Genomic DNA, 21,801 nt, shown 5'->3' with positions numbered 1-21,801 from the left:
AAGTGTGTGCCGGGCGCGCGGGAGGACAGGCAGTGGACTTCACCTTCACCGAGGAGCAGCAGGCGGCCGTCGAAGCGGCGAAGGCGGTCTTCTCCGGAGTCGCACCCGACGGAGTGCCCAGCCCGGCGCTGACCCCTGGCGCGGTCGCCGAGGACTTCGACCGGCCGCTGTGGCGCAAGCTCGCCCAGGCCGACCTGCTGAGCCTGGTCCTGGACCCCCGGCACGGCGGGGCGGGGCTCGATCCCATCGCGCTGTGTCTCGTACTGCGCGAGTCGGCCAAGGTGCTGGCCCGCGTCCCGCTGCTGGAGACCGGCGCCACGGCCCTCGCCCTGCGGACATACGCCCCCGCGGAGCTGTGCGACGACCTGCTCCCGCAGGTCGGCCGCGGCGAACTCGTCCTGACCGTCGCTGCCAACGGCCGCACCGGCCACGACCCGGCTGAACTCGCCGTCGACGCCCGGCAGGACGGCGACGGCTGGGCCCTGGACGGCACGCAGACGGCCGTGCCCTGGGCGCAGTCCGCCGATCTCCTCGTGATCCCCGCCCGCACGGGCGACGGCCGCACCGTACTCGCGCTCGTCCCCCGGCTCCACGACGGGGTCACCCTCGCCGACCAGGTGTCCACCAGCGGCGAGCGGTACGCCGAAGTCCGCCTCGAAGCCGTACGGCTCGCCGGCCGCGATGTGCTCACCGCCGACGGGGCGTGGGAGTGGCTGCGCCATCTGCTCGCCACCGGGACCTGCGCGCTCGCGCTCGGCCTCGGGGAGGGCGTGCTCGGCATGACCGGCGAATACACCAGCAAGCGCGAGCAGTTCGGCCACCCGGTGGCCACCTTCCAGGCCGTCGCCGTCCAGGCCGCCGACCGTTACATCGACCTGCGGGCCATGGAGGCCACCCTCTGGCAGGCCGCCTGGCGGCTCACCGCCGCACAGAGCGCCACCGGCACCACGGGCGCGCTCCCGCCCGCCGCCGACGTGGCCGTCGCCAAGGTCTGGGCCTCGGAGGGCGTACGCCGGGTAGTGCAGACCGCACAGCACCTGCACGGCGGCTTCGGCGCGGATGTCGACTACCCGCTGCACCGTTACCACGCCTGGGCCAAGCAACTGGAGCTGTCACTCGGAGCGGCCGCCGCCCACGAGGAGGCCCTGGGCGACCTGCTGGCCGCCCACCCCCTCGGCTGACGCCGGGCGCTGGCACCGTCGGAAACGCGTCAGAGGACGAAAGTGTGAGAGCACGAAAGGGTCAGAGGACGAAAGGGTCAGAGGACGAAAGCCTGCTCGCCGCTGTCAGCGACCAGCGGACGACCCGCGGCCTCCCAGGCGAGCATGCCGCCGTCCACGTTCACCGCGTCGAGCCCCTGCCCGATGAGGTACTGCGCGACCTGCGCCGACCTGCCGCCGACCCGGCACACCACATGCACCCGGCGGCCGTCGGCGACGGCCTCGGTCAGTTCGCCGTACCGGGCCACGAGCTCGCTCATCGGCAGGTGCAGCGCGCCTTCGGCGTGGCCGGCGGCCCACTCGTCGTTCTCGCGGACGTCCAGCAGGAAGCCGTCGGACGGCACCGCCGCGGCGTCCACCGCGGGCAGCTGGGCGAAGTGCATGGTCAGCCTCTCAGTCTCTTTCCGGGCACGGCCCGTGCCCGGCAGGGCGGCGGGGCCGTCCCTCGCACGTTACCCAACCAGCTCCGCCAGCCGGGCCTCCCGCTCGGCGACCTGCGCCAGCAGCTGCTCGGCGATCTCCTCGAGCAGCCCGTCCGGATCCTCCGGCGCCATCTTGAGCATGGCCCCGATCGCGCTGGCTTCCAGCTCGGCAGCGACCGCGGCCAGCAGTTCCTTGCGCTCGGCCAGCCACTCCAGGCGGGCGTACAGCTCCTCGCTCCGGCTCAGTGGCCGCTCATCGGGCCGCGGCCCGGCGGCCCACTCGTCGGCCAGTTCGCGCAGCACTTCCTCGTCCCCGCGGGCGTACGCCTCGTTCACCCGCACGATGAACGCGCTGCGCCGCTCCCGCTCCGCGTCGTCGCGCGCCAGATCCGGGTGGGCCTGGCGGACCAGCTCGCGGTAGACACGGCGGGTCTCCTCGCTCGGCCGCACGCGCTGCGGCGGCCGCACCGGACGCTCGGTGAGCATCGCCGTAGCCTCCGGCGACAGGCCTTCCGAGTCGATCCAGCCATGGAACAGCTCCTCCACCCGCGGCATCGGCAGCACCAGCCCGCGGGCCTCGCGGGCCTTGCGGATGTCCTCGGGGTCGCCGGTCCGGGCCGCGACGGCCTCCGCGATCTGCGCGTCCAGCTCGTCGAGCCGCGAGTACATCGGGCCCAGCCGCTGGTGGTGCAGCCGGGAGAAGTTCTCGACCTCGACCCGGAAGGTCTCGACGGCGATCTCGAACTCGATCAGGGCCTGCTCGGCGGCGCGCACCGCTTGCTCAAGGCGGGCTTCCGGCCGGGGTTCCTCCGGGGCCCCCGCCCCCACCCCCTCCCCGCCCATCTGGTCGGCTCCCGCCTGCTCGGCTCCCGGGTTCGTCTCGGCTTCCGGATTAGTCACCCGGCCAGCCTACGGGCAGGGCAACGACACCCGCGCCCGCCCGTCCCGGCCACCGCAGTCCGGCCCGGCTACACGCCTTCCGAGCCCCGCCGCCCGGCCGTCCCCGCCAACCGCCTCCCGAGCCCGGCCACCCGAGCCCGCACCCGGCAGTCCCCGACACCCGCCTCACGAGCCGACCATCCCGACGTCCCGGCCGGCCACCCGCGCCCCCAAGTCCGACTGGCACGTGGCCGACCGCCGCCCTACACCCGACCTGGGCGCTCATGGGCGCTCAGCCGCCCGACCGCAGCGGCTGCAGCTCGCCGGTCAGACCCCGAGCTCAGCCGCTATGCGGCCGCTCCGCACCGCGGCCACCAGCTCTGCGTGGTCCGCTTCCGTACGGTCCGCGTACGCCACCGCGAAGGCCGCCATCGCGTCGTCCAACTCCTCCCCCTTACCGCAGTAGCCCGCGACCAGCCTCGGGTCCGCGCTGTGCGCGTGGGCCCGCGCCAGGAGAGCGCCGGTCATCCGCCCGTAGTCGTCGATCTGGTCGGCGGTCAGCGCCGCCGGGTCCACGCTGCCCTTGCGGTTCCGGAACTGCCGCACCTGATACGGCCGTCCCTCGACGCTGGTCCAGCCCAGCAGGATGTCGCTCACCACCTGCATCCGCTTCTGTCCGAGCACCACCCGGCGCCCCTCGTGCCCGGCATCCGGTATCTCGAAGCCCGCCTTCGCCACGTGCGGCAGCAGAGCCGATGGCCGGGCCTCCTTCACCTGCAGCACCAGCGGCTCGCCCCGGTGGTCCAGCAGCAGCACCACGTACGACCTCAGGCCCACGCTGCCCGTGCCGACGAGCCGGAAGGCGACATCCTGCACGGCGTACCGCGCGAGCAGGGGCAGGCGGTCCTCAGGAAGCGTCTCGAGATAGCCGCCCAACGCCTTCGCCACCGCCGCGGCCTCGACGTCCGGCACCCTCCGCAGAACCGGCGGTGCGTCCGTGAAGCGCCGCCGCGGGCCTCCGCCCCCAGCACCGCCGCCCCCAGCACCGCCGCCGACCGCCCCGCCGCCCTCGCCGTCCGGCATGAGCTCCGTCGCCCGCGCCGCGAACCGCCCGCTCGTGTTCCGCCGCGCCTTCTCCGCGACCCGCTCCAGCGTGCCGACCAGGTCGTGGGCGTCGGTGTGCGAGACGAGCTCCTCGTCCGCGATCGCGTTCCATGCGTCCATCGCAGGCAGCTTCGCCAGCAGCCGCATCGTCCGCCGGTACGCCCCCGTGGCGTCGTGGGCCGCGGCGCGGCAGGTGTCCTCGTCGGCCCCGGCCTCGCGGCCCGCCAGCACGAGCGAGGCCACGAGCCGCTTCAGGTCCCACTCCCACGGCCCGTGCACCGTCTCGTCGAAGTCGTTGATGTCGATGACGAGGCTGCCGCGGGCGTCGCCGTAGAGCCCGAAGTTCGCCGCGTGCGCGTCCCCGCATATCTGCGCACCGATCCCCGTGATGGGCGTCCCTGCGAGGTCATAGGCCATCAGCCCGGCCGATCCGCGGAGGAAGGCGAAGGGGGTCGCGGCCATCCGGCCGACGCGTATCGGAGCGAGCTCCGGCAGCCGCCCGGCGCTGGACTCCTCGACCGCCGCCACCGCGTCCGGCCGTCCGGCGTCCGACGGCGGTTCGGCGTGCGCGGCACGCGGCACCCGCGCCCGCAGGGCCTTCCCCCGCTGCTTCGGCGCAGCCGATGCCTCGGACCACTGCACGAACCCCGCCACGTACGGAATCCGCTCGTCGGCCACCGCGCCCTGCCCCTCCGCGCCCTGCTCCTCCGTGCCTTGCCCCTCCGCGCCCTGCCCGTCCGTCGACACGATCAGCCCCCCGTTCCGTCCCGACAACGACTGGCCATGACCGTACCCTCGCTCGCCGCGGGGCCGCATGCCCTGTGGATAACTCCCCCGGTCGCCCAATCAGCCCCCCAACGTCCCCCATTCCGGACCGGCTTCACCCCACTCCCGCGCCGGCTTCACCACACTGCAGGACCGGCTTTGCCCCACCCCCGGACCGGTCGACCTCCCCAACCCCGGCCCGGCTTGACCCCGCCCTCCCGGGCTAGCCGGGGCTAGCCGCGGAGGTTCTTCGGGCACTGGCCCCCGTCCGGCAGATACTGCTCCGCCCATCGCCCGAGTTCCTTGAGCGCGGGCTCCAGTGCCCGCCCCGCCTCGGTCAGCCGGTAAGCCACCCGCAGCGGCGGCCCCTCGTCCACTTCCCGAACGACCAGCCCCGCCGCCCCCAGCTCCGTCAGCCGGTCCGAGAGCATGCGCTCGCTGATACCGGGGATCGCCCGGCGCAGCTCGACGAAGTGCACCGCGCGCTGCAGCAGCACGGACACGACCAGTCCGGTCCAGCGCTTACCGAGGAGCTGGAAGACGCGGGTCATGCCCGCATCGACTTCCTTGCACGCCTGCTCGCTGTGGTCCACCCCACCGTCCATGCCCACCAGAGTACTGGGCTCCCGTCATCTGCTGCAGAAAAGTAAGTGGCTGTGTTAAAACTAGCTACGTACGGAATGCAACCCGGATTCTTTGTCGGAGGTCCCGATGCCCACACTTCTTCACCTCGACTCGTCCGCCCTCCCCCAGGACGGCTCCGCCTCGCGTGACGTCACCGCCACCTTCCGCAAGGCCTGGGAGGAGCAGCACCCGACCGGCAAGGTCATCTACCGCGACCTCGCCGCCGACCCGATCCCGCACATCGACGCCGTCGCCATCTCCGCGGGCTTCTCGGACCCTTCCGAGCACACCCCCGAACAGCAGGCCGCCTTCGCCCTGCGCACAACCCTCGCCGAGGAGCTGGAGCAGACCGACGCCGTCCTCATTGGCGCCCCGATGTACAACTTCACGATCCCGTCCAGCCTCAAGGCCTGGCTGGACCACGTGGTCATCATGGGGCTGACCGCCGGTGACACCCAGTCCGCCGCAGGCAAGCCGGTGACCGTTGTGGCCAGCCGCGGCGGCTCGTACGCGCCGGGCACTCCGCGTGAGGACTTCGAGTTCGTGCAGACCTACCTGGACAAGGTGCTGAACGGCCTGCTCGGCCTCGAGGTCGACTTCATCGTCCCGGAGCTGACCATGGCCAGGGCGACCCCGGCGATGGCGGACCTCGTCGACCTGGCCGATGCCTCCCGCGCCAAGGCCCACGAAGACGCGGTGCAGAAGGCCAAGGCCCTCGCCACCCGCCTCGCGGCCTGAGGAACCGCCGTTGGCCCGACCGTCACTGCCATCCGCTGCCGTCCGCTGACGACGGCCGACGTCCGCTGACGTCCCCTGCCGTGCGCCGGCGACCGCCGACGTCCGCTGACCAGGCGGCGGCCGCACAGGACGCCGGGCCCGGGTCTACTCCCCGAGCCCGGCGTCCCGCGCCAGCAGCGCCGCCTGCACCCGGTTCCCGCACCCGAGCTTCGCGAGGATCCGGCTGACGTACGTCTTCACCGTCGCCTCGCTCATATGGATCCGCTCGCCCGCGTCCGCGTTCGAGAGCCCCTCGCCGAGCAGCGCGAGCACCTCCAGCTCCCGCGCGGTCAGCACCTCGAGCCGCCGCCGGGCCTCCTCGCCCCGCGCCGCCGCCCGCCCCGAGGCCAGCGAGTCGACCACGTGCCGGGTGGCCCCCGGCGAGAGATACGCGTCACCGCCCGCCGCGGCACGTACCGCGCTGATCAGTTCACCCGGCGCGGAGTCCTTCAGCAGAAAGCCCGCGCCGCCACTGCTCAGGGCGCGCAGCACGTTCTCCCTCTCACCGAAGGTGGTGAGGATGAGGGCCCGTACGGCAGGGGCGGCGGCGCGCAGCTCGGCGAGCGCCGACAGTCCGTCCATCACCGGCATCTGGATGTCGAGCAGGGCGACGTCGACCGAATGGGACCGGGCCAGCTCGAGCGCCTCACGGCCGTTCGCCGCCTCCGCGACCACGGAGATGTCCTCGGCCGAGGTGAGGATCATCCTGATGCCCGCCCGTATGAGCGGTTCGTCGTCCGCGACGAGAACCCTGATCACGACTCCCCCACCCGCCTCGCACCCGTCTACTACTCCCTGACCGCGAAGGACCGCTTCTCGATCAGCTTCCCGTCCCGGAAGCAGAAGCGGAAGGCCGGTTGGGTATCCCAGTTCTTCGGCGTCTCGGTCGACATCAGGGTCAGGCAGGCGGCGCCCTCGGGCTTCGCCGGGCCCTTCTCGTGCAGCCCCCCGGTCATGAACGAACCCTTGGGCAGCTTGTCCCGCACCTCCACCTCGGGGTCGCCGATGCGCACCGACTCGTAGACCGAGGGGTCGATCATGCTCTCGCCGGCCTCCCCCACGACGAGGGCGAAGCCCCAGACGACCAGTGCAACCATCACCAGCGCGATCCCCGAGAGAATCGCGCAGCCGAGGGCCAGGCTCCGGCCCCGTGAGCTCTTCGCCACCAGGCCCGCCCCTTCGGCGTACGAGCCGCCCGCGTACGGGTCGCCGGTGTACGGGCCGCCCGCGTACGGGTCGCCGGTGTACGAGTCGCCGGTGTACGAGTCGCCGAGCGCGACCCCCTCGCCCTGCGTCCAAAAGTCGTCCGCCCCGTCCACGAAGAGCGTGGGATCGGCCACACCGGCCACCCCACTCGCCGGACCGCCCGCGTCCCGGCCCGCCGCACCGCCTTGGCCCCCACTCGCCGCACCACCAGGGCCGGCACACCCGCCACCGCGCCCGCCCCCGCCCCCATCCGGCCCGTACGGCAGCACGCCCGCCACCCGGAACCCCCCGTCGCCCGTCGGCCCCGCGTGCACCATCCCCCCGATCAGCCGGGCCCGCTCGCGCAGCCCGACGAGGCCCTGGCCGCCGCGCACCGCCGCGCCGTTCCCGGCCTGTCCCGCGCCTGCGGCCGGCACGGGCACCGGCCCGTTGGCGACCTCCACCACCAGCGAGTCCGGCTCGTACCGCAGTCCCACCGTGATCCACGCCCCCGCCGCGTACTTGTGAGCGTTCGTCAGACCTTCCTGGGCGATGCGGTACGCCGCGTGGTCGGCCGCCGGTGCCAGCGGCCGCGGCTCGCCCGAGCGCCGCAGCTCCACAGCGGCGCCCACGGCCCGCGACGCCTCCACGAGCGCTTCGATGCCCACCGCACCCCGCGAGGCGGGCTGCGCGCCCTCCACGGGCTGCGGCTCCGGCGTGCCGTCCCGCAGGATCCCCACGACCTCGCGCAGCTCGTGCATCGCGGCCACCGAGGCGTCCCGCAGCACACCCACGGCCTCGCGCTGCCGCTCGGTCAGCTCGGGGTCGACCTCCAGGGCACCCGTGTGCACGGCGATCAGGGCCAGCTGGTGACCAAGGCTGTCGTGCATGTCCTGCGCGATCCGCTGACGCTCCCGCATCCGCGCCTGACCGGCGATCATCGCGCGCTCGCGCAGCAGCTGGGCGTTGTGCTCCCGGAGCGCGTCCAGCAGCCTGCGGCGCTGCCTCCAGTAGCGGCTCGCCAGGCCCGGCACGACGGTCGTGGCCAGGAAGAAGACGGTGGAGAAGATCAGCGTCGCGACCGGGGCGAGGGCCGGGGCCTCGGTGTACGCGCTGAGCGCCGCGTGCAGGACCATGGCGGCGCTGAACGACCCGACCGCCCTCCCCCTCGACGCGATGCCGCGCCCGGCCGACCAGCCCGCGACGATCAGCAGCGGCGCGAACCCGCCGAGCCCACCGGCCGCCGCGCCTGTGACAACCAACACGGTCGCCGGCAGTACGCGCCGCAGCGGCGACAGCAGCCCCACCGCCACCGCAGTCGCGAGAATCCGCAGTCCGCTACCGCTGGTCAGGCTCTCAAGACCGGCCGCGAGCAGCGCCAGGGCCAGGGACAGCACCACCTCACCGACGATCCGCCGCCGCGGCCACGCCCCCGGTACGACCAGGCGGCTCCACACGGCGTGTGCCCTTGCCCTCTCGCTCGCCATCACGCGGCACACGCTAGGCAGCGCCCGCCCACCGGCGCACTCCCCCTTCGTCGCGCCCCGGTGCGACGAAAGTCGCACTCACCAGGCGCACCCACCAGTCGCGCCCACCGGGCGAACGGACCGCGGCCGGGCTCCCGTCAGACAGCTGACCGGCATCTGACCGGCAGCAGACCGGCAGCAGACAAGACAAAAGCTCCGCAGATCCGAGGACCTGCGGAGCTTCTCGTGGTGCGCGAGGGGGGAGTTGAACCCCCACGCCCTTTCGGGCACTGGAACCTGAATCCAGCGCGTCTGCCTATTCCGCCACCCGCGCATGGGTGTTGTCGTCCGGCTCTCTCACATTCCCCGGACCGATCCGTCCGTGTCGCGTGGGAGCGCCTTCCGACATCCAGAAGGTTAGCACGCTGGCAGGGGTGGGTTCACACGCCTATTCCCAGGCCGCACGGGCGGCCCCGGGGCGGCCCGCGGGCAGCCCGGGAGCGGCCCTCGGAGCAGCCCGCGGAGCAGCGCGGGGACCCCGTACCCGCCTCGTGGCCCCGCGTACCGCCGCGATTGCGCGACACTGTTCCGGGGATGGCCTCTACCATCCGGTGTGGCCCGTCCCGGATCAGCCTGTGAGGGGCGACACTCGACGGCGGGGGTGGGAAGTGGAACCACTTGTGTTTGCGGCTCGTGGATACGATCAGTAAGCAGTACCAGGACGGCTTCGAGGAACGCATCAGGGAAGGAGGTGCCCCGTGGGAGTACTGAAGCGCTTCGAGCAGCGTCTCGAGGGTCTCGTGAACGGCACCTTCGCCAAGGTGTTCAAATCGGAAGTGCAGCCCGTCGAGATCGCGGGAGCACTTCAGCGCGAGTGCGACAACAACGCCACCATCTGGAACCGCGACCGGACCGTGGTCCCCAACGACTTCATCGTCGAGCTGAGCACGCCGGACTTCGAGCGCCTCAGCCCGTACGCGGGCCAGCTCGGCGACGAGCTCTCCGGCATGGTTCGCGACTACGCGAAGCAGCAGCGCTACACCTTCATGGGCGCGATCAAGGTGCACCTGGAGAAGGCGGACGACCTGGACACCGGGCTGTACCGGGTGCGCAGCCGCACGCTCGCCTCGAGCGAGTCCCAGGCCCCGCAGGGCAGGCGCCCCGCCGCAGCCCAGCGCCCCGGCGGCTACCCCGCGCAGCCCGCGGGCGCCCCGCCCATGCCCGCCGCGCCGCCGCCCGCCGCCCGCGCCGGAGGTCCTGCCCCGGTGACCCGGCTGCCCGGCGCGAGTGCGGGCCCGATGCCGAGCGCGCAGACCCGCCGCTGGATCGAGATCAACGGCACCCGCCACCAGATCTCCCGGCCGACGATGGTGCTGGGCCGCAGCACCGAGGCCGACGTGCGGATCGACGACCCCGGAGTCTCCCGCCGGCACTGCGAGATCCGGACCGGAACGCCCTCGACGATCCAGGATCTGGGGTCCACCAACGGCATCGTGGTGGACGGACAGCACACCACCCGCGCTACGCTCCGCGACGGCTCGCGGATCGTCGTGGGCAGCACCACCATCGTTTACCGGCAAGCCGAAGGGTGAAGCGGGGGCAATGTCAGAGCTGACCCTGACGGTCATGCGGCTGGGCTTTCTCGCCGTACTGTGGCTGTTCGTCATCGTGGCCGTACAGGTCATCCGCAGCGATCTGTTCGGCACGCGCGTAACCCAGCGCGCCGCGCGCCGCGGGGAGGGCCAGGCACGGCAGCCCGCCGGCCGGCAGCAGCCCCCGCAGCAGCGCGCGCCGTCGAACAACCGGGGCGGCGGCCGCCAGCGCCGCGGAGCGCCCACCAAGCTCGTGGTGTCCGAAGGCTCCCTGACCGGCACCACGGTCGCCCTCCAGGGCCAGACGATCACCCTCGGCCGGGCACACGACTCGACGATCGTGCTGGACGACGACTACGCGTCGAGCAGGCATGCCAGGATCTACCCGGACCGTGACGGCCAATGGATCGTCGAGGATCTCGGGTCCACCAACGGCACGTATCTCGACCGGACCCGACTCACCACCCCGACACCGATTCCGCTGGGTGCGCCGATCCGCATCGGCAAGACCGTCATCGAGCTGCGGAAGTAGTACGAGAATGAGCGAGCGGAGCGAGCGGGCCCTGGCCGCGCCGGCAGCCTTTGCGGCAGCCGGCGCGGCAGACGTGAGCGCGCTCCCGACCGGAGGGTGGGCACCGTGCGGATGTACCCCGAGCCGACCGGCGAGGTGCGCATGAGTCTGTCACTGCGCTTCGCCGCCGGATCGCACAAAGGCATGATCCGCGAAGGCAATGAGGACTCCGGCTACGCCGGCCCCCGCCTCCTCGCCATCGCCGACGGCATGGGCGGCCAGGCCGCCGGCGAGGTCGCCAGCTCCGAGGTGATCTCCACGCTCGTCCAGCTCGACGACGACGTGCCCGGCTCCGACATCCTCACCTCCCTCGGCAGCGCCGTGCAGCGCGCCAACGAGCAGCTGCGCGTCATGGTCGAGGAGGACCCCCAGCTCGAGGGCATGGGCACCACGCTCACCGCCCTGCTGTGGACCGGCCAGCGGCTCGGCCTCGTCCACGTCGGCGACTCCCGCGCGTACCTGCTGCGTGACGGCGTCCTCACCCAGATCACCCAGGACCACACCTGGGTGCAGCGGCTCGTCGACGAGGGCCGGATCACCGAGGAAGAGGCCACCACCCACCCGCAGCGCTCCCTGCTGATGCGCGCGCTGGGCAGCGGCGACCACGTCGAGCCCGACCTCTCCATCCGTGAGGTCCGGGCCGGCGACCGGTACCTCATCTGCTCCGACGGCCTCTCCGGCGTCGTCAGCCACCAGACCCTCGAGGACACCCTCGCCGGCTACCAGGGCCCCCACGAGACCGTGCAGGAGCTCATCCAGCTCGCGCTGCGCGGCGGCGGCCCCGACAACATCACCTGCATCGTCGCCGACGTCCTCGACGTGGACGACAGCGACACCCTCGCCGGGCAGCTCAACGACACCCCGGTCGTCGTCGGCGCGGTCGCGGAGAACCCGCAGCACCTGGGCGACAACGGCGCCATGGAGACCCCGGCCGGACGCGCCGCCGGGCTCGGCCGCGGCGTCCCGTCACAGGGGCCCGGCTCCGCGGCCGGCGGCTTCGGCCCGCCCGGCAGCGGCGACCCCGGCATCGCGGGACTCAGCGACGGCGGCTACGGCACGTACACCGACGAGGACTTCATCAAGCCGGGCCGCCGCGGCAGATGGCTCAAGCGGTCCCTGATCATCACGCTCGCGCTCGGCCTGGTCGGCGCGGCCGGGTACGGCGGCTACCGCTGGACCCAGACCCAGTACTACGTGGGCGCCAAGGGCGAGCACGTCGCGCTCTACCAGGGCATCAGCCAGGATCTGGCCTGGATCAGCCTCAACGAGGTGCACGAGGACCACCCCGAGATCGAACTCAAGTACCTCCCCGCCTACCAGCGCAAGCAGGTCGAGGACACGATCGCGGTCGGCAGCCTCGGCCAGGCCAAGGACAAGGTCGAGGACCTCGGCAAGCAGGCCGGTGCCTGCCACAAGCGCGCCGAGCAGGCCAAGGCCGCCAAGGAGCAGGCCGAACAGCGCGAGAAGGCCGAGGACCAGCAGGCCAAGCCGGGCGAGCAGCAGGGCGAGGCCGGCGGCTCGACAGGCAGCACTCCCGTCACGCGCGCGGAGGAACCGACCAAGCCCAGCGCCACTCCGACACCCGGCCCCACGCTGTCGGAGGAAGAGAAGCAGCTGGCCAAGCAGTGCGATAGCACCCAGCAGTAGCCGGTAGGGGGCCATCCAAGCCATGACCAGTAATACGACCACCATCAGCTCCGTGGGAGCACCGAGCAGGCGCAACACCGAACTCGCCCTGCTCGTCTTCGCCGTGCTGATCCCCGTCTTCGCCTACCTCAACGTCGGTCTGGCGAAGGAGGAGAGTGTGCCCGCGGGCATGCTCGGCTACGGCCTGGGGCTCGGCCTCCTCGCGGGCGTCGCGCATCTGATGGTGCGCAAGTTCGCCCCGTACGCCGACCCGCTGATGCTTCCGCTCGCGACGCTGCTCAACGGCCTCGGCCTGGTGCTGATCTGGCGGCTCGACCAGGAGCCGCTCGTCACCACCGAGGTGCTCGGCGGTCCCAAGGCCCCCGGCCAGCTGATGTGGTCGACGCTCGGCGTCGCGCTCTTCCTCGGCGTTCTGGCCTTCCTCAAGGACCACCGCGTACTGCAGCGCTACACCTACATCTCCATGGCCGTGGCGCTGGTCCTGCTGGCCCTGCCCATGTTCTTCCCCGCCGTCAACGGCGCGAAGATCTGGATCGTCATCCCCGGCGTCGGGTCCATCCAGCCCGGCGAGTTCGCGAAGATCATCATCACCGTCTTCTTCGCCGGCTACCTGATGGTCAAGCGCGACGCCCTCGCGCTCGCCAGCCGCCGCTTCATGGGCATGTACCTGCCGCGCGGCCGGGACCTGGGCCCGATCCTGGTGATCTGGGCGATCAGCCTGATGATCCTGGTCTTCGAGACCGACCTGGGCACCTCGCTGCTGTTCTTCGGCCTCTTCGTGGTCATGCTGTACGTCGCCACCGAGCGCACCAGCTGGATCGTTTTCGGCCTGCTGCTCTCCGCCGCCGGCGCCGTCTTCGTGGCCTCCTTCAACACCCACGTCGGCGCCCGGGTCGACAACTGGCTCAACCCGCTGGCCACCATCGACGGCGCCGTCACCGAGACCGCGCAGGTGATGTACTCGTTCGGCTCGGGCGGCATCCTGGGATCCGGGCTCGGCCAGGGCTACTCGCGGCTCATCGGCGGCCTCGGCGCGAAGAGCGACTACATTCTCGCCACCGTCGGCGAAGAGCTGGGCCTGACCGGCATGATGGCGATCGTCATCCTCTACGCGCTGCTGATCGAGCGCGGCATGCGGACCGCCCTGGCCGCCCGTGACCCCTTCGGCAAGCTCCTCGCCGTCGGCCTGTCCGGCGCCTTCGCGCTCCAGGTCTTCGTCGTCGCGGGCGGCGTCACCGCCCTGATCCCGCTGACCGGTATGACCATGCCGTTCCTCGCGCAGGGCGGTTCGTCCGTCGTCGCGAACTGGGCGCTCGTCGCCGTCCTGCTGCGCATCAGCGACACCGCGCGCCGGCCGGCCCCCGCCCCGGCCCCGTCCACCGACGCCGAGATGACCCAGGTGGTCCGACCGTGAACAAGCCCCTCCGCCGGGTCGCGATCTTCTGCGGCCTGCTCGTCCTCGCCCTGCTGGTCCGCGTCAACTGGGTTCAGTTCGTCCAGGCCGACGAGCTCAAGAACGACAAGAACAACCGTCGCGTCGCCATCACCCGCTACAGCGTGCCGCGCGGCGACATCATCGTCGACGGGAAGGCGATCACCGGCTCGACGACGACCGACACCGGCGACTTCAAGTACAAGCGCACGTACAAGAACGGCCCGATGTGGGCGCCGGTGACCGGCTACGCGTCCCAGGTGTACGACGCCAATCAGCTCGAGAAGCTCAACGACGGCATACTCACCGGTGACGACGACCGCCTCTTCTTCAACCGCACGATCGACATGATCACGGGCAAGCAGAAGAAGGGCGGACGGGTCGTCACCACCCTCGACTCCACGGCGCAGAAGGCGGCCTTCAAGGGGCTCGGTGACAAGAAGGGCGCCGTCGCCGCCATCGATCCGCAGACGGGCGCGATCCTCGCGCTGGCCAGCACCCCGTCGTACGACCCCTCCACGATCGCCGGCATGAACGACGGCGCGGCCTACAAGTCGCTGCTGAACGACAAAGACCAGCCCATGCTCAACCGGGCTCTGAAGCAGGCCTACCCGCCCGGCTCGACCTTCAAGGTGGTCACAGCCGCCGCCGCCCTCGAGCACGGCCTGTACGACGACATCGACGCGAAGACCGAGTCGCCGCTGCCCTGGAACCTGCCGAACACCAGCACCCCGCTGAAGAACCACGGCGACCTTCCCTGCAAGAACGCCAGCATCCGCGAGGCCCTGCGCGTCTCCTGCAACACCACCTTCGGCAAGATCGGCTCCGACCTCGGCCGGGACAAGATGGTCGAGACGGCCGAGAAGTTCGGCTTCAACAACCCCGAGATCGACACCCCGGTCCGTGCGGTGAAGAGCGCCTTCTCCACGAAGATGGACCTGCCGCAGACCGCTCTGTCCTCCATCGGCCAGTTCGAGACGTCGGCCACACCGCTGCAGATGGCCATGGTGACCGCCGCGATCGCCAATGACGGCAAGCTGATGAAGCCGTACATGGTGGACCAGCTGCAGGCCCCGAACCTCAACGTGGTCGAGCAGCACAAGCCCGAGGAGATGAGCGAACCCCTCTCGCCGGAGCACGCCCAGCAGATTCAGGACGCCATGGAGACCGTCGTCAAGGAGGGCACCGGCTCCGGCGCCCAGATGCCGGGCGTCACTGTGGGTGGCAAGACCGGTACGGCCCAGCACGGCGTGGGGAACAGCGAGAGGCCGTACGCCTGGTTCCTCTCGTATGCCAAGACCGACGAGGGCTCGCCCGTCGCGGTCGCGGTCGTCGTCGAGGACTCCGACGCCGATCGCGGCGACATCTCCGGCGGCGGTCTCGCCGCCCCGATCGCCAAGGACGTCATGGAGGCGGTAATCAACAGCGAGAAGTGAGCCCGGTCACACCGCTGAACCGAACTGCCCTTGTGACAGTACCGGTCCTGTATCAGGTAACGGCAGCTGGCCGGGTCCACCACGGCGTGCCGGGTACGGTATGCCCGAGCAGCACACCGCCGGACCCCACCGGTGCGTGGGAATGACGGAAGAGGGCTGGAGAAGCTATGGAAGAGCCGCGTCGCCTCGGCGGCCGGTACGAGCTGGGCTCGGTGCTCGGCCGCGGAGGCATGGCCGAGGTGTACCTCGCCCATGACACGCGCCTCGGCCGCACCGTGGCTGTGAAGACGCTCCGGGTGGACCTCGCCCGCGACCCGTCGTTCCAGGCCCGGTTCCGCCGAGAGGCCCAGTCGGCCGCCTCGCTCAACCACCCGTCGATCGTCGCGGTCTACGACACCGGCGAGGACTACGTCGACGGAGTCTCGATCCCGTACATCGTGATGGAGTACGTGGACGGGTCGACCCTCCGCGAGCTGCTGCACTCCGGCAGAAAGCTGCTGCCCGAGCGGTCGCTGGAGATGACCATCGGCATCCTTCAGGCGCTGGAGTACTCCCACCGGGCCGGGATCGTGCACCGCGACATCAAGCCGGCGAACGTCATGCTGACGCGCACCGGCCAGGTCAAGGTCATGGACTTCGGCATCGCGCGCGCCATGGGCGATTCCGGCATGACCATGACGCAGACCGCGGCCGTCATCGGCACCGCCCAGTACCTCTCGCCCGAGCAGGCCAAGGGCGAGAGCGTAGACGCCCGCTCGGACCTGTACTCCACCGGCTGTCTGCTGTACGAGCTGCTCACCGTACGGCCGCCCTTCGTGGGCGACTCCCCGGTCGCCGTGGCATACCAGCACGTCCGCGAGGAGCCCCAGCCGCCGAGCGTGTACGACCCGGAGATCTCCCCGGCGATGGACGCGATCGTCCTCAAGGCGCTGGTGAAGGACCCGGACTACCGCTACCAGAGCGCCGACGAGATGCGCGCCGACATCGAGGCGGCCCTCGACGGGCAGCAGCCCGTGGCGGCCACGGCGGCCCTGGGCGCGGTCGGCTACGGCGCTTACGGCGACGACCAGCCGACGACCGCCCTGCGCGCGCAGGAGGCCGGCGGGCAGACCTCCATGCTGCCGCCCATGCGCGAGGACGACGGCGGCTTCGGCTACGACGAGCGGCCGGACCGGCGCCGCGGCGGCGGGCAGAAGAAGAGCAGCACCTCGACGATCCTGCTGGTCGTCGCGGGCATACTGGTGCTCGTCGGCGCGATCTTCATCGGCCGTGAGCTCTTCGGCACCGACAGCCCCGCCGACCGGGTGGAGGTGCCGAACTTCATCGGCGACACCCTGAAGGACGCCCAACAGCAGGGCGACAGCGGCGGCTTCGTCGTCAAGGACGACGGGGACCCCATTCCCTGCGAGGACCAGAAGAAGAACCAGATCACCAAGCAGGACCCGGCCGCGGGCTCGAGGATCGCGAAGGACGAGACCGTCACGGTCACGCTGTGCTCGGGGCCCGAGCTGATTCCCGTCCCGGACGTGGAGGACCTGCCGATCGAGGACGCAAGGGACCGGCTCGTCAGGAAGGGCTTCGACCGCGACCAGATCCTGACGAAGTCGATCGAATCGGACCGGTCGCCCGGCACGGTGCTCAAGCAGGCACCCAAGGCCGGCACCAAGAAGCCGAAGACGGCCACGATCACGCTCACGGTCGCCAAGAAGAAGGAGACGGTCACCGTTCCTCCGGTGACCACCAAGACCTTCGAAGAGGCGAAGGCCCAGCTCGAGGCGCTGGGGCTGCAGGTCACGAGGACTGACGTCGACCAGCAGGGTGTCGCCGAAGGCACCGTGGTGGACCAGACGCCGGCCGCCGGCACCGAGGTCGAACCGGAGTCGACGGTCAACCTCAAGGTCGCCAAGGCCGCCGAGCAGACCCAGGTCCCGCAGGTGGTCGGCCAGAAGCTCAAGGACGCGAGGAAGGCCATCGAGGATGCCGGCCTCACCGTCGGCACCATCACCGGCCCGCAGGAGGACAACTCCACGGTGGTCCTGACCGACCCGCAGGGCGGCAGCCCGGTGGCCAAGGGCACGACCGTCAACATCACCACGGTCGACGGGAACGGTGACAACGAGGGCGGCGACGACGGCGGCATCTTCGGCGGCCCGACCGGCACCGTCCGCAGCAAGGACTGACGGCCGGCAACCGCCCGCCTGTCCGTCCGTACGGCACGGCGAAGGCTCCGGCTTCCATGCGAGTGGGAGCCGGGGCCTTCGGCGTACGTACGGCTGCCAGGGCCTGTCTGATGGGTCAGTCGCTGTACCCGATCGCGAAGGTTCTCGTGTCGTCCCCTGTGACTGAACCCTCCTCGTACCTCCGTGCGACAGCTGATGCCTACGACGCCGTCGCTGTCCGCTATGCCCATGTCACCCGCAATGGGCTCGACGAGCTTCCGCTGGATCGCGCGGTGCTCGCTGCGTTCGCCGAGTTGACGCGGGCCGCTGATGGCGGGCCCGTCGCCGAGCTGGGATGTGGCCCTGGATATGTGACGGCGCACCTGCGGGACCTGGGACTGGACGTCTTCGGCGTCGACCTGTCGCCGGTGATGATCGATCTTGCCCGCGGGGCGGGCCGGTAGCCGCGTTCGCGGGGCCATCTGCTGATGCGCAGACAGTAGATTCGGTGGACAGCGGCTCAGGGTGATGGAGTGCCACTAAAGGACTGTCCGCGGGCACGAGCGGAGCCAAAGACGCATGGCGGCAACGGTCACCGTGCCGTGGAAGCCTCGGCATGACCCATCGGACGGTGCCTAGCGCAGTTCCTTGGGCGGCGTGCGGTCCGCGTCCACCTTCTCCGTGCGCTCCAGCTCCGCCCACACGATGTAGCGGTACTTCGACGTGAAGACCGGCGTGCAGGTCGTCAGCGTGATGTAGCGGCCGGCCTTCTTCCTGCCCGACTCCTTCGGTACGGAGTCGAGCACCTTCACGTTGTACTTCGAGGTCTCCGGCAGCGTCGCGTAGACCTTGTAGACGTACCAGGTGTCGCGGGTCTCGAAGACCACCGCGTCGCCCTCGCCGATCTTGTCGATGTTGTGGAACTTCGCGCCGTGCCCGTCCCGGTGTGCGGCGAGCGTGAAGTTGCCCTTCTTGTCCCAGGGCATCGCCGACTTCACGGGCTTGGTGTAGAACCCGGCCACACCGTTGTTGAGCTCCTTGGTGCCCGTCCCCTTGGTGACCAGCACCTCCCCGCTGCTCATCGCCGGGACGTGAAGGAAGCCGATCCCGTCCTTGGTGTCCAGCTCGCCCGGCCCCTTCGCCGCCCAGCGGTCGCGGACCTCGTCACCCTTCTTCGCGGCATCGCGGTCCGCGAGGACGTTCGTCCACCACAGCGAGTAGACGACGAACAGGGCGAGCACCAGGCCCGCCGTGATGAGGAGTTCGCCCATGACGCTGACGACGGCGGCTGTCCGCCTGAACGTACCGCGCCGGCGCTGCGGTGGACGCGCCTCGGTGTCCTGTGCGTGCTGGGTCGCTGCCACCGCGTCCTGCTCCGTTTCCACTGGGGGTGAGATGAAGGTCTAGCCGACGAGCGCGTCCGGCTTGCCCTTGCTGCGCGGCCGCTCATCGACCATCTTGCCCCAGACGATCATCCGGTAGGTACTGGTGAATTCGGGGGTGCAGGTCGTCAGCGTGATGTAGCGGCCCGGTCCGGTGAACCCGGAGCCCGGCGGCACCGGACGGATCACGCCGATGTTGGCCGGCGAGGTCTGCGGGAGGATGCTCGCCATCTCGTACGTGTAGAAGGTGTTCCGCGTCTCGACGATGATCTCGTCGCCCGGGTCGAGTCTGTTGATGTAACGGAACGGCTCGCCGTGCGTGTTGCGGTGCCCGGCGACCGCGAAGTTGCCCTTCTTGTCCCAGGGCATCCCGGTCTTCAGCTTGCCGTCGGCGTAGTGGCCGACCATGCCGCGGTCGAGGACCTTGTGCTTGTCGATGCCCTCGGCGATCGGGACTTTCACATCCAGCTTGGGGATGTACATGATGGCGAAGCCCTGGCCGGGCGCGAACGCCCCCGCCCTGCGGTCGTCCTCCGCGCCGTCCTGGTCCCACGCCTTCTGCAGGTTGTTGGCGGCACCACCGGCCTGCGCGTGGGCGAGGACGTTGGTGTACCAGAGCTGGTAGGTCACGAACAGCAGCATCAGCACGCCGATCGTGATGAACAGCTCACCGACGACCCGGCTGGCGACGACCCCGGGCGGGTCCTTGCGCGCCCGCGCCAGCCGCCGGGCCTCGAGCCGGGAGGTGGGCGCGGGACTGTCCGCCCCCGCCGCGGCGGGGGCGTTCGCGGGCCGGCGCCCGCGGGCACGCCTGCCGCCCCGCTTGCCCTTGGCCGCCTTGCGCCGCGCCGCACGGCCGCCGCCGGGCGGTATACCGGGGTCACCGCTCCCGACGGTCGCGGGGACGCGCAGGGCGACCGTCTCGTCGTCGATCGGCGGCAGCCCGCCCGGCGGACCGTCGACGGCCGGATCGGCGGCAGCGGGATCGGACACGGTCGGAAGCAGGGCGGTGGCACCCGCGTCCGTCTGCGGGGAAGCGGCGGCCTGCCGCGAGGCTTCCTGGACGGCCTGCCGGGCCGCCTGCCGGATGGCCTCGACCTGCTCGCGACTCGGGCTCCTCCGGGACTCGTACGCGGGCTCGTACGCGCCCTCGTACGCCTCGCCGTTCCTGCCTGCCTCGCGGCTCTCGTAGGCCTCGTAGCCCCCCTGAGACCCATAGCCACCGCTGGACTCGTAGCCCTCATGGCCCCCGTACGCCTCGGCGTCATACGGCTCGCCGGTCCGGTACGGCTCGCGTGCGCCGTAGGCCTCGTACGCCCCGGGCCCGCCGTACGTCTCCTGGGCCGCGGACTGCGCCGACGCCTGCCGGCTGTCCGGCGCCGGGGCCCCGCTCTCGTATCCGGGCCCGTGGCCCTGCTCCGGCAGCGGGTCGTTCAGCGGGTCGTCCATACGCCCCACAGCCGCCTCGAACGCGTCTGCGTCGCCGTACGGCTCTCCGTACGGCGACGCGGATTCGCGCTCGGGGCGGAGTGCCGTCACGCGCCGACCCTGCCCACCACCGGCGCGAGGCCCGCCGACCGTTCCACGGCACCGGCGTCACCGCACGCCACCAGCCAGTTGGCCAGCATCCGGTGGCCCCACTCGGTGAGCACCGACTCGGGATGGAACTGCACGCCCTCGACGGGCAGATCGCGGTGCCGCAGCCCCATCGCGACCCCGCTCCCGGTCCAGGCGGTGATCTCCAACTCGTCCGGGACCGTGTCGCGTTCGAGGGCCAGCGAGTGGTAGCGGGTCGCGGTGAAGGGCGACGGCACGCCCTGGAAGACACCCACGCCCGCGTGCGTCACCCTCGACGTCTTGCCGTGCAGCAGCTCCGGCGCCCGGTCCACGACCCCGCCGTACGCGACCGCCATCGACTGCATCCCCAGGCACACCCCGAAGACCGGCACCCCGGTGTCCGCGCAGTGCCGCACCATGTCGACGCAGACCCCCGCCTGCTCGGGCGTCCCGGGCCCGGGGGAGAGCAGCACGCCGTCGAACCCGTCCTGCGCGTGGGCGAGTTCGACCTCGTCGTTGCGCCGCACCTCGCACTCGGCACCCAGCTGGTAGAGGTACTGGACGAGGTTGAAGACGAAGCTGTCGTAGTTGTCGACGACCAGGATGCGTGCGGTGCTCATCGTGCTGCCCGGCCTCCGTTGTCGACGGTCACGTCGTTGAACGGCAGCAGCGGTTCCGCCCACGGGAAGACGTACTGGAAGAGGACGAAGACGATCGCCAGTACGAGCACGAGCGAGATCAGCGCCCGCACCCATGTGTTCCCCGGCAGATGCCGCCAGATCCAGCCGTACATGCTGTCCCTACTTGCCGATGACGGTGTCGATGAGCACCAGAGTAAAGGGCCGCGGGTGTGGCCGGTGGGTCAGCTGCGCAATGCGTCCGGCTTGCCCCGCTCGACGGGCTGGGTGGCGTCCAGGTGCGCCCAGACGATCAGCCGGTGGCTGTGACCCCACTCGGGCTCGCAGGTGGTCAGCGTCAGATAGCGGCCGGGGCCCGCGTACCCCGCCTTCTCCGGTACCGGGTCGAGGACGGCGGTGTCGGTCGGCAGCGTGCGGTGGGGCTCGCGGTCGATGCGGTACGTGAACCAGGTGGTGCCGTCGCCCAGCACCACCGCGTCGCCGGGCCGCAGCTCGGGGACGTCCTTGAACGGGTCGCCGTAGGTGCGGCGGTGGCCGGCGACCGCGAAGTTCCCGGTCGCCCCGAGGCGGGCGGTACGGGCGTAGTGGCCGAGGCCCTTCTTGAGGGTGCCGGTGCCCGTGCCCTCGAGGACCGGCTTGGCCCAGCCGGAGCCGAAGCGCGGGACGTACATGACGGCGAACGGCTCCCCGTCCTCGTACGGCTTCTGCTGCCGCCCGGGTTCACCGTCGCCCTCGGCCGGTTTCGCCTCCGACACCGGGCCCGTCGACCACTGCTCCTCGAGCCGGTCGATCTGGCCGTCCATCGCGCGGTCGGCCCGTACGCCCGTCCAGAACAGCACGTAGACGACGAAGAGCACGATGACGGTGCCGACGGTGACGCAGAGCTCGCTGAACGTTCTGACGATCAGTCGCACGGCCACCGTGCCGAACCTCCGTCCCGGCTGC

Annotated in this window: 19 protein-coding genes, 1 tRNA gene and 1 pseudogene; 9 read left to right on the top strand and 12 right to left on the bottom strand. The window is 71.3% G+C overall.

The window, feature by feature from the left end; all coding sequences use genetic code 11:
- Positions 1-32 precede the first annotated feature (32 nt).
- Positions 33-1,181 carry an acyl-CoA dehydrogenase family protein gene (locus tag ACTWQC_RS15105; protein WP_443316174.1) on the top strand — a complete coding sequence of 383 codons (1,149 nt, stop codon included), beginning with the start codon at positions 33-35 and terminating at the stop codon, positions 1,179-1,181.
- 77 nt (positions 1,182-1,258) lie between these two features.
- Here the strand turns inward: ACTWQC_RS15105 and ACTWQC_RS15100 are convergent, their stop codons facing one another.
- From ACTWQC_RS15100 to ACTWQC_RS15085, 4 genes are all read right to left on the bottom strand, one after another.
- Positions 1,259-1,603: a rhodanese-like domain-containing protein gene (locus tag ACTWQC_RS15100; RefSeq protein ID WP_443316173.1), complete on the bottom strand. Its 345-nt coding sequence runs from the start codon at positions 1,601-1,603 to the stop codon at positions 1,259-1,261.
- Between the two features lie 69 nt (positions 1,604-1,672).
- Complete coding sequence (locus tag ACTWQC_RS15095; RefSeq protein ID WP_443316241.1) at positions 1,673-2,485, bottom strand: J domain-containing protein; 813 nt, start codon at positions 2,483-2,485, stop codon at positions 1,673-1,675.
- Positions 2,486-2,848: 363 nt separating this feature from the next.
- Positions 2,849-4,441, bottom strand: a complete 1,593-nt coding sequence (locus ACTWQC_RS15090; protein WP_443316172.1) for a DUF2252 domain-containing protein — start codon at positions 4,439-4,441, stop codon at positions 2,849-2,851.
- Positions 4,442-4,623: 182 nt separating this feature from the next.
- Positions 4,624-4,995 carry a winged helix-turn-helix transcriptional regulator gene (locus ACTWQC_RS15085; protein ID WP_443316171.1) on the bottom strand — a complete coding sequence of 124 codons (372 nt, stop codon included), beginning with the start codon at positions 4,993-4,995 and terminating at the stop codon, positions 4,624-4,626.
- Positions 4,996-5,101: 106 nt separating this feature from the next.
- Here ACTWQC_RS15085 and ACTWQC_RS15080 point away from each other — a divergent pair, with 106 nt between their 5' ends.
- Positions 5,102-5,752, top strand: coding sequence for an FMN-dependent NADH-azoreductase (locus tag ACTWQC_RS15080; RefSeq protein ID WP_443316170.1), 651 nt, complete (start codon positions 5,102-5,104; stop codon positions 5,750-5,752).
- Between the two features lie 144 nt (positions 5,753-5,896).
- Here the strand turns inward: ACTWQC_RS15080 and ACTWQC_RS15075 are convergent, their stop codons facing one another.
- From ACTWQC_RS15075 to ACTWQC_RS15065, 3 genes are all read right to left on the bottom strand, one after another.
- A complete protein-coding gene (locus tag ACTWQC_RS15075) occupies positions 5,897-6,550 on the bottom strand; it encodes a response regulator (RefSeq protein WP_443316169.1) in 654 nt (217 codons plus the stop codon).
- Positions 6,551-6,579: 29 nt separating this feature from the next.
- Complete coding sequence (locus tag ACTWQC_RS15070) at positions 6,580-8,463, bottom strand: sensor histidine kinase (RefSeq protein WP_443316240.1); 1,884 nt, start codon at positions 8,461-8,463, stop codon at positions 6,580-6,582.
- A 226-nt stretch (positions 8,464-8,689) separates the two neighbouring features.
- A tRNA-Leu gene (locus ACTWQC_RS15065) sits at positions 8,690-8,776 on the bottom strand.
- 424 nt (positions 8,777-9,200) lie between these two features.
- Between ACTWQC_RS15065 and ACTWQC_RS15060 the strand changes: the two genes are divergently transcribed.
- The 7 genes and pseudogenes from ACTWQC_RS15060 to ACTWQC_RS15030 form a co-directional block, all read left to right on the top strand.
- Entirely contained in the window at positions 9,201-10,034 is an 834-nt protein-coding gene (locus ACTWQC_RS15060; RefSeq protein WP_443316168.1) for an FhaA domain-containing protein, read from the top strand.
- A gap of 10 nt (positions 10,035-10,044) precedes the next feature.
- Complete coding sequence (locus ACTWQC_RS15055; protein ID WP_443316167.1) at positions 10,045-10,566, top strand: FHA domain-containing protein FhaB/FipA; 522 nt, start codon at positions 10,045-10,047, stop codon at positions 10,564-10,566.
- A gap of 141 nt (positions 10,567-10,707) precedes the next feature.
- Positions 10,708-12,252 carry a protein phosphatase 2C domain-containing protein gene (locus ACTWQC_RS15050; protein ID WP_443316239.1) on the top strand — a complete coding sequence of 515 codons (1,545 nt, stop codon included), beginning with the start codon at positions 10,708-10,710 and terminating at the stop codon, positions 12,250-12,252.
- Positions 12,253-12,274: 22 nt separating this feature from the next.
- Positions 12,275-13,666, top strand: a complete 1,392-nt coding sequence (locus ACTWQC_RS15045; protein WP_443316166.1) for an FtsW/RodA/SpoVE family cell cycle protein — start codon at positions 12,275-12,277, stop codon at positions 13,664-13,666.
- Complete coding sequence (locus tag ACTWQC_RS15040) at positions 13,663-15,120, top strand: peptidoglycan D,D-transpeptidase FtsI family protein (RefSeq protein ID WP_443316165.1); 1,458 nt, start codon at positions 13,663-13,665, stop codon at positions 15,118-15,120. The genes ACTWQC_RS15045 and ACTWQC_RS15040 overlap by 4 nt, the downstream gene beginning before the upstream one ends.
- 167 nt (positions 15,121-15,287) lie before the next feature.
- The gene (pknB, locus tag ACTWQC_RS15035) at positions 15,288-17,300 is read left to right on the top strand and encodes a Stk1 family PASTA domain-containing Ser/Thr kinase (RefSeq protein ID WP_443316164.1); all 2,013 of its coding nucleotides are present in this window, start codon (positions 15,288-15,290) and stop codon (positions 17,298-17,300) included.
- A 158-nt stretch (positions 17,301-17,458) separates the two neighbouring features.
- Positions 17,459-17,734: pseudogene (locus ACTWQC_RS15030) on the top strand (methyltransferase domain-containing protein); the annotation flags it as partial.
- Between the two features lie 180 nt (positions 17,735-17,914).
- On the opposite strand, the gene ACTWQC_RS15025 reads toward ACTWQC_RS15030, so the two are convergent.
- The 5 genes from ACTWQC_RS15025 to ACTWQC_RS15005 form a co-directional block, all read right to left on the bottom strand.
- Positions 17,915-18,643 carry a class E sortase gene (locus tag ACTWQC_RS15025; RefSeq protein WP_443316163.1) on the bottom strand — a complete coding sequence of 243 codons (729 nt, stop codon included), beginning with the start codon at positions 18,641-18,643 and terminating at the stop codon, positions 17,915-17,917.
- Between the two features lie 39 nt (positions 18,644-18,682).
- The gene (locus ACTWQC_RS15020; protein ID WP_443316162.1) at positions 18,683-20,200 is read right to left on the bottom strand and encodes a class E sortase; all 1,518 of its coding nucleotides are present in this window, start codon (positions 20,198-20,200) and stop codon (positions 18,683-18,685) included.
- Entirely contained in the window at positions 20,197-20,838 is a 642-nt protein-coding gene (locus tag ACTWQC_RS15015; RefSeq protein WP_443316161.1) for an aminodeoxychorismate/anthranilate synthase component II, read from the bottom strand. The genes ACTWQC_RS15020 and ACTWQC_RS15015 overlap by 4 nt, the downstream gene beginning before the upstream one ends.
- Complete coding sequence (locus ACTWQC_RS15010) at positions 20,835-21,011, bottom strand: hypothetical protein (RefSeq protein WP_443316160.1); 177 nt, start codon at positions 21,009-21,011, stop codon at positions 20,835-20,837. Before ACTWQC_RS15010 ends, ACTWQC_RS15015 begins: the two co-directional genes overlap by 4 nt.
- A 69-nt stretch (positions 21,012-21,080) precedes the next feature.
- Positions 21,081-21,776, bottom strand: a complete 696-nt coding sequence (locus ACTWQC_RS15005; protein ID WP_443316159.1) for a class E sortase — start codon at positions 21,774-21,776, stop codon at positions 21,081-21,083.
- Between the last annotated feature and the right edge of the window lie 25 nt (positions 21,777-21,801).

This window comes from Streptomyces sp. 8N616 (assembly GCF_052246385.1).
Classification (GTDB): Bacteria; Actinomycetota; Actinomycetes; order Streptomycetales; family Streptomycetaceae; genus Streptomyces.
This window is presented reverse-complemented; position numbering and strand designations above follow the sequence as displayed.

Coding starts and splice junctions, on each gene's coding strand:
- pknB (WP_443316164.1), top strand. CDS start 15,288: ATGGAAGAGCCGCGTCGCCTCGGCGGCCGGTACGAGCTGGGCTCGGTG.
- ACTWQC_RS15050 (WP_443316239.1), top strand. CDS start 10,708: ATGAGTCTGTCACTGCGCTTCGCCGCCGGATCGCACAAAGGCATGATC.
- ACTWQC_RS15085 (WP_443316171.1), bottom strand. CDS start 4,995: ATGGACGGTGGGGTGGACCACAGCGAGCAGGCGTGCAAGGAAGTCGAT.
- ACTWQC_RS15095 (WP_443316241.1), bottom strand. CDS start 2,485: ATGGGCGGGGAGGGGGTGGGGGCGGGGGCCCCGGAGGAACCCCGGCCG.
- ACTWQC_RS15045 (WP_443316166.1), top strand. CDS start 12,275: ATGACCAGTAATACGACCACCATCAGCTCCGTGGGAGCACCGAGCAGG.
- ACTWQC_RS15015 (WP_443316161.1), bottom strand. CDS start 20,838: ATGAGCACCGCACGCATCCTGGTCGTCGACAACTACGACAGCTTCGTC.
- ACTWQC_RS15080 (WP_443316170.1), top strand. CDS start 5,102: ATGCCCACACTTCTTCACCTCGACTCGTCCGCCCTCCCCCAGGACGGC.
- ACTWQC_RS15100 (WP_443316173.1), bottom strand. CDS start 1,603: ATGCACTTCGCCCAGCTGCCCGCGGTGGACGCCGCGGCGGTGCCGTCC.
- ACTWQC_RS15055 (WP_443316167.1), top strand. CDS start 10,045: ATGTCAGAGCTGACCCTGACGGTCATGCGGCTGGGCTTTCTCGCCGTA.
- ACTWQC_RS15070 (WP_443316240.1), bottom strand. CDS start 8,463: ATGGCGAGCGAGAGGGCAAGGGCACACGCCGTGTGGAGCCGCCTGGTC.
- ACTWQC_RS15090 (WP_443316172.1), bottom strand. CDS start 4,441: ATGCGGCCCCGCGGCGAGCGAGGGTACGGTCATGGCCAGTCGTTGTCG.
- ACTWQC_RS15010 (WP_443316160.1), bottom strand. CDS start 21,011: ATGTACGGCTGGATCTGGCGGCATCTGCCGGGGAACACATGGGTGCGG.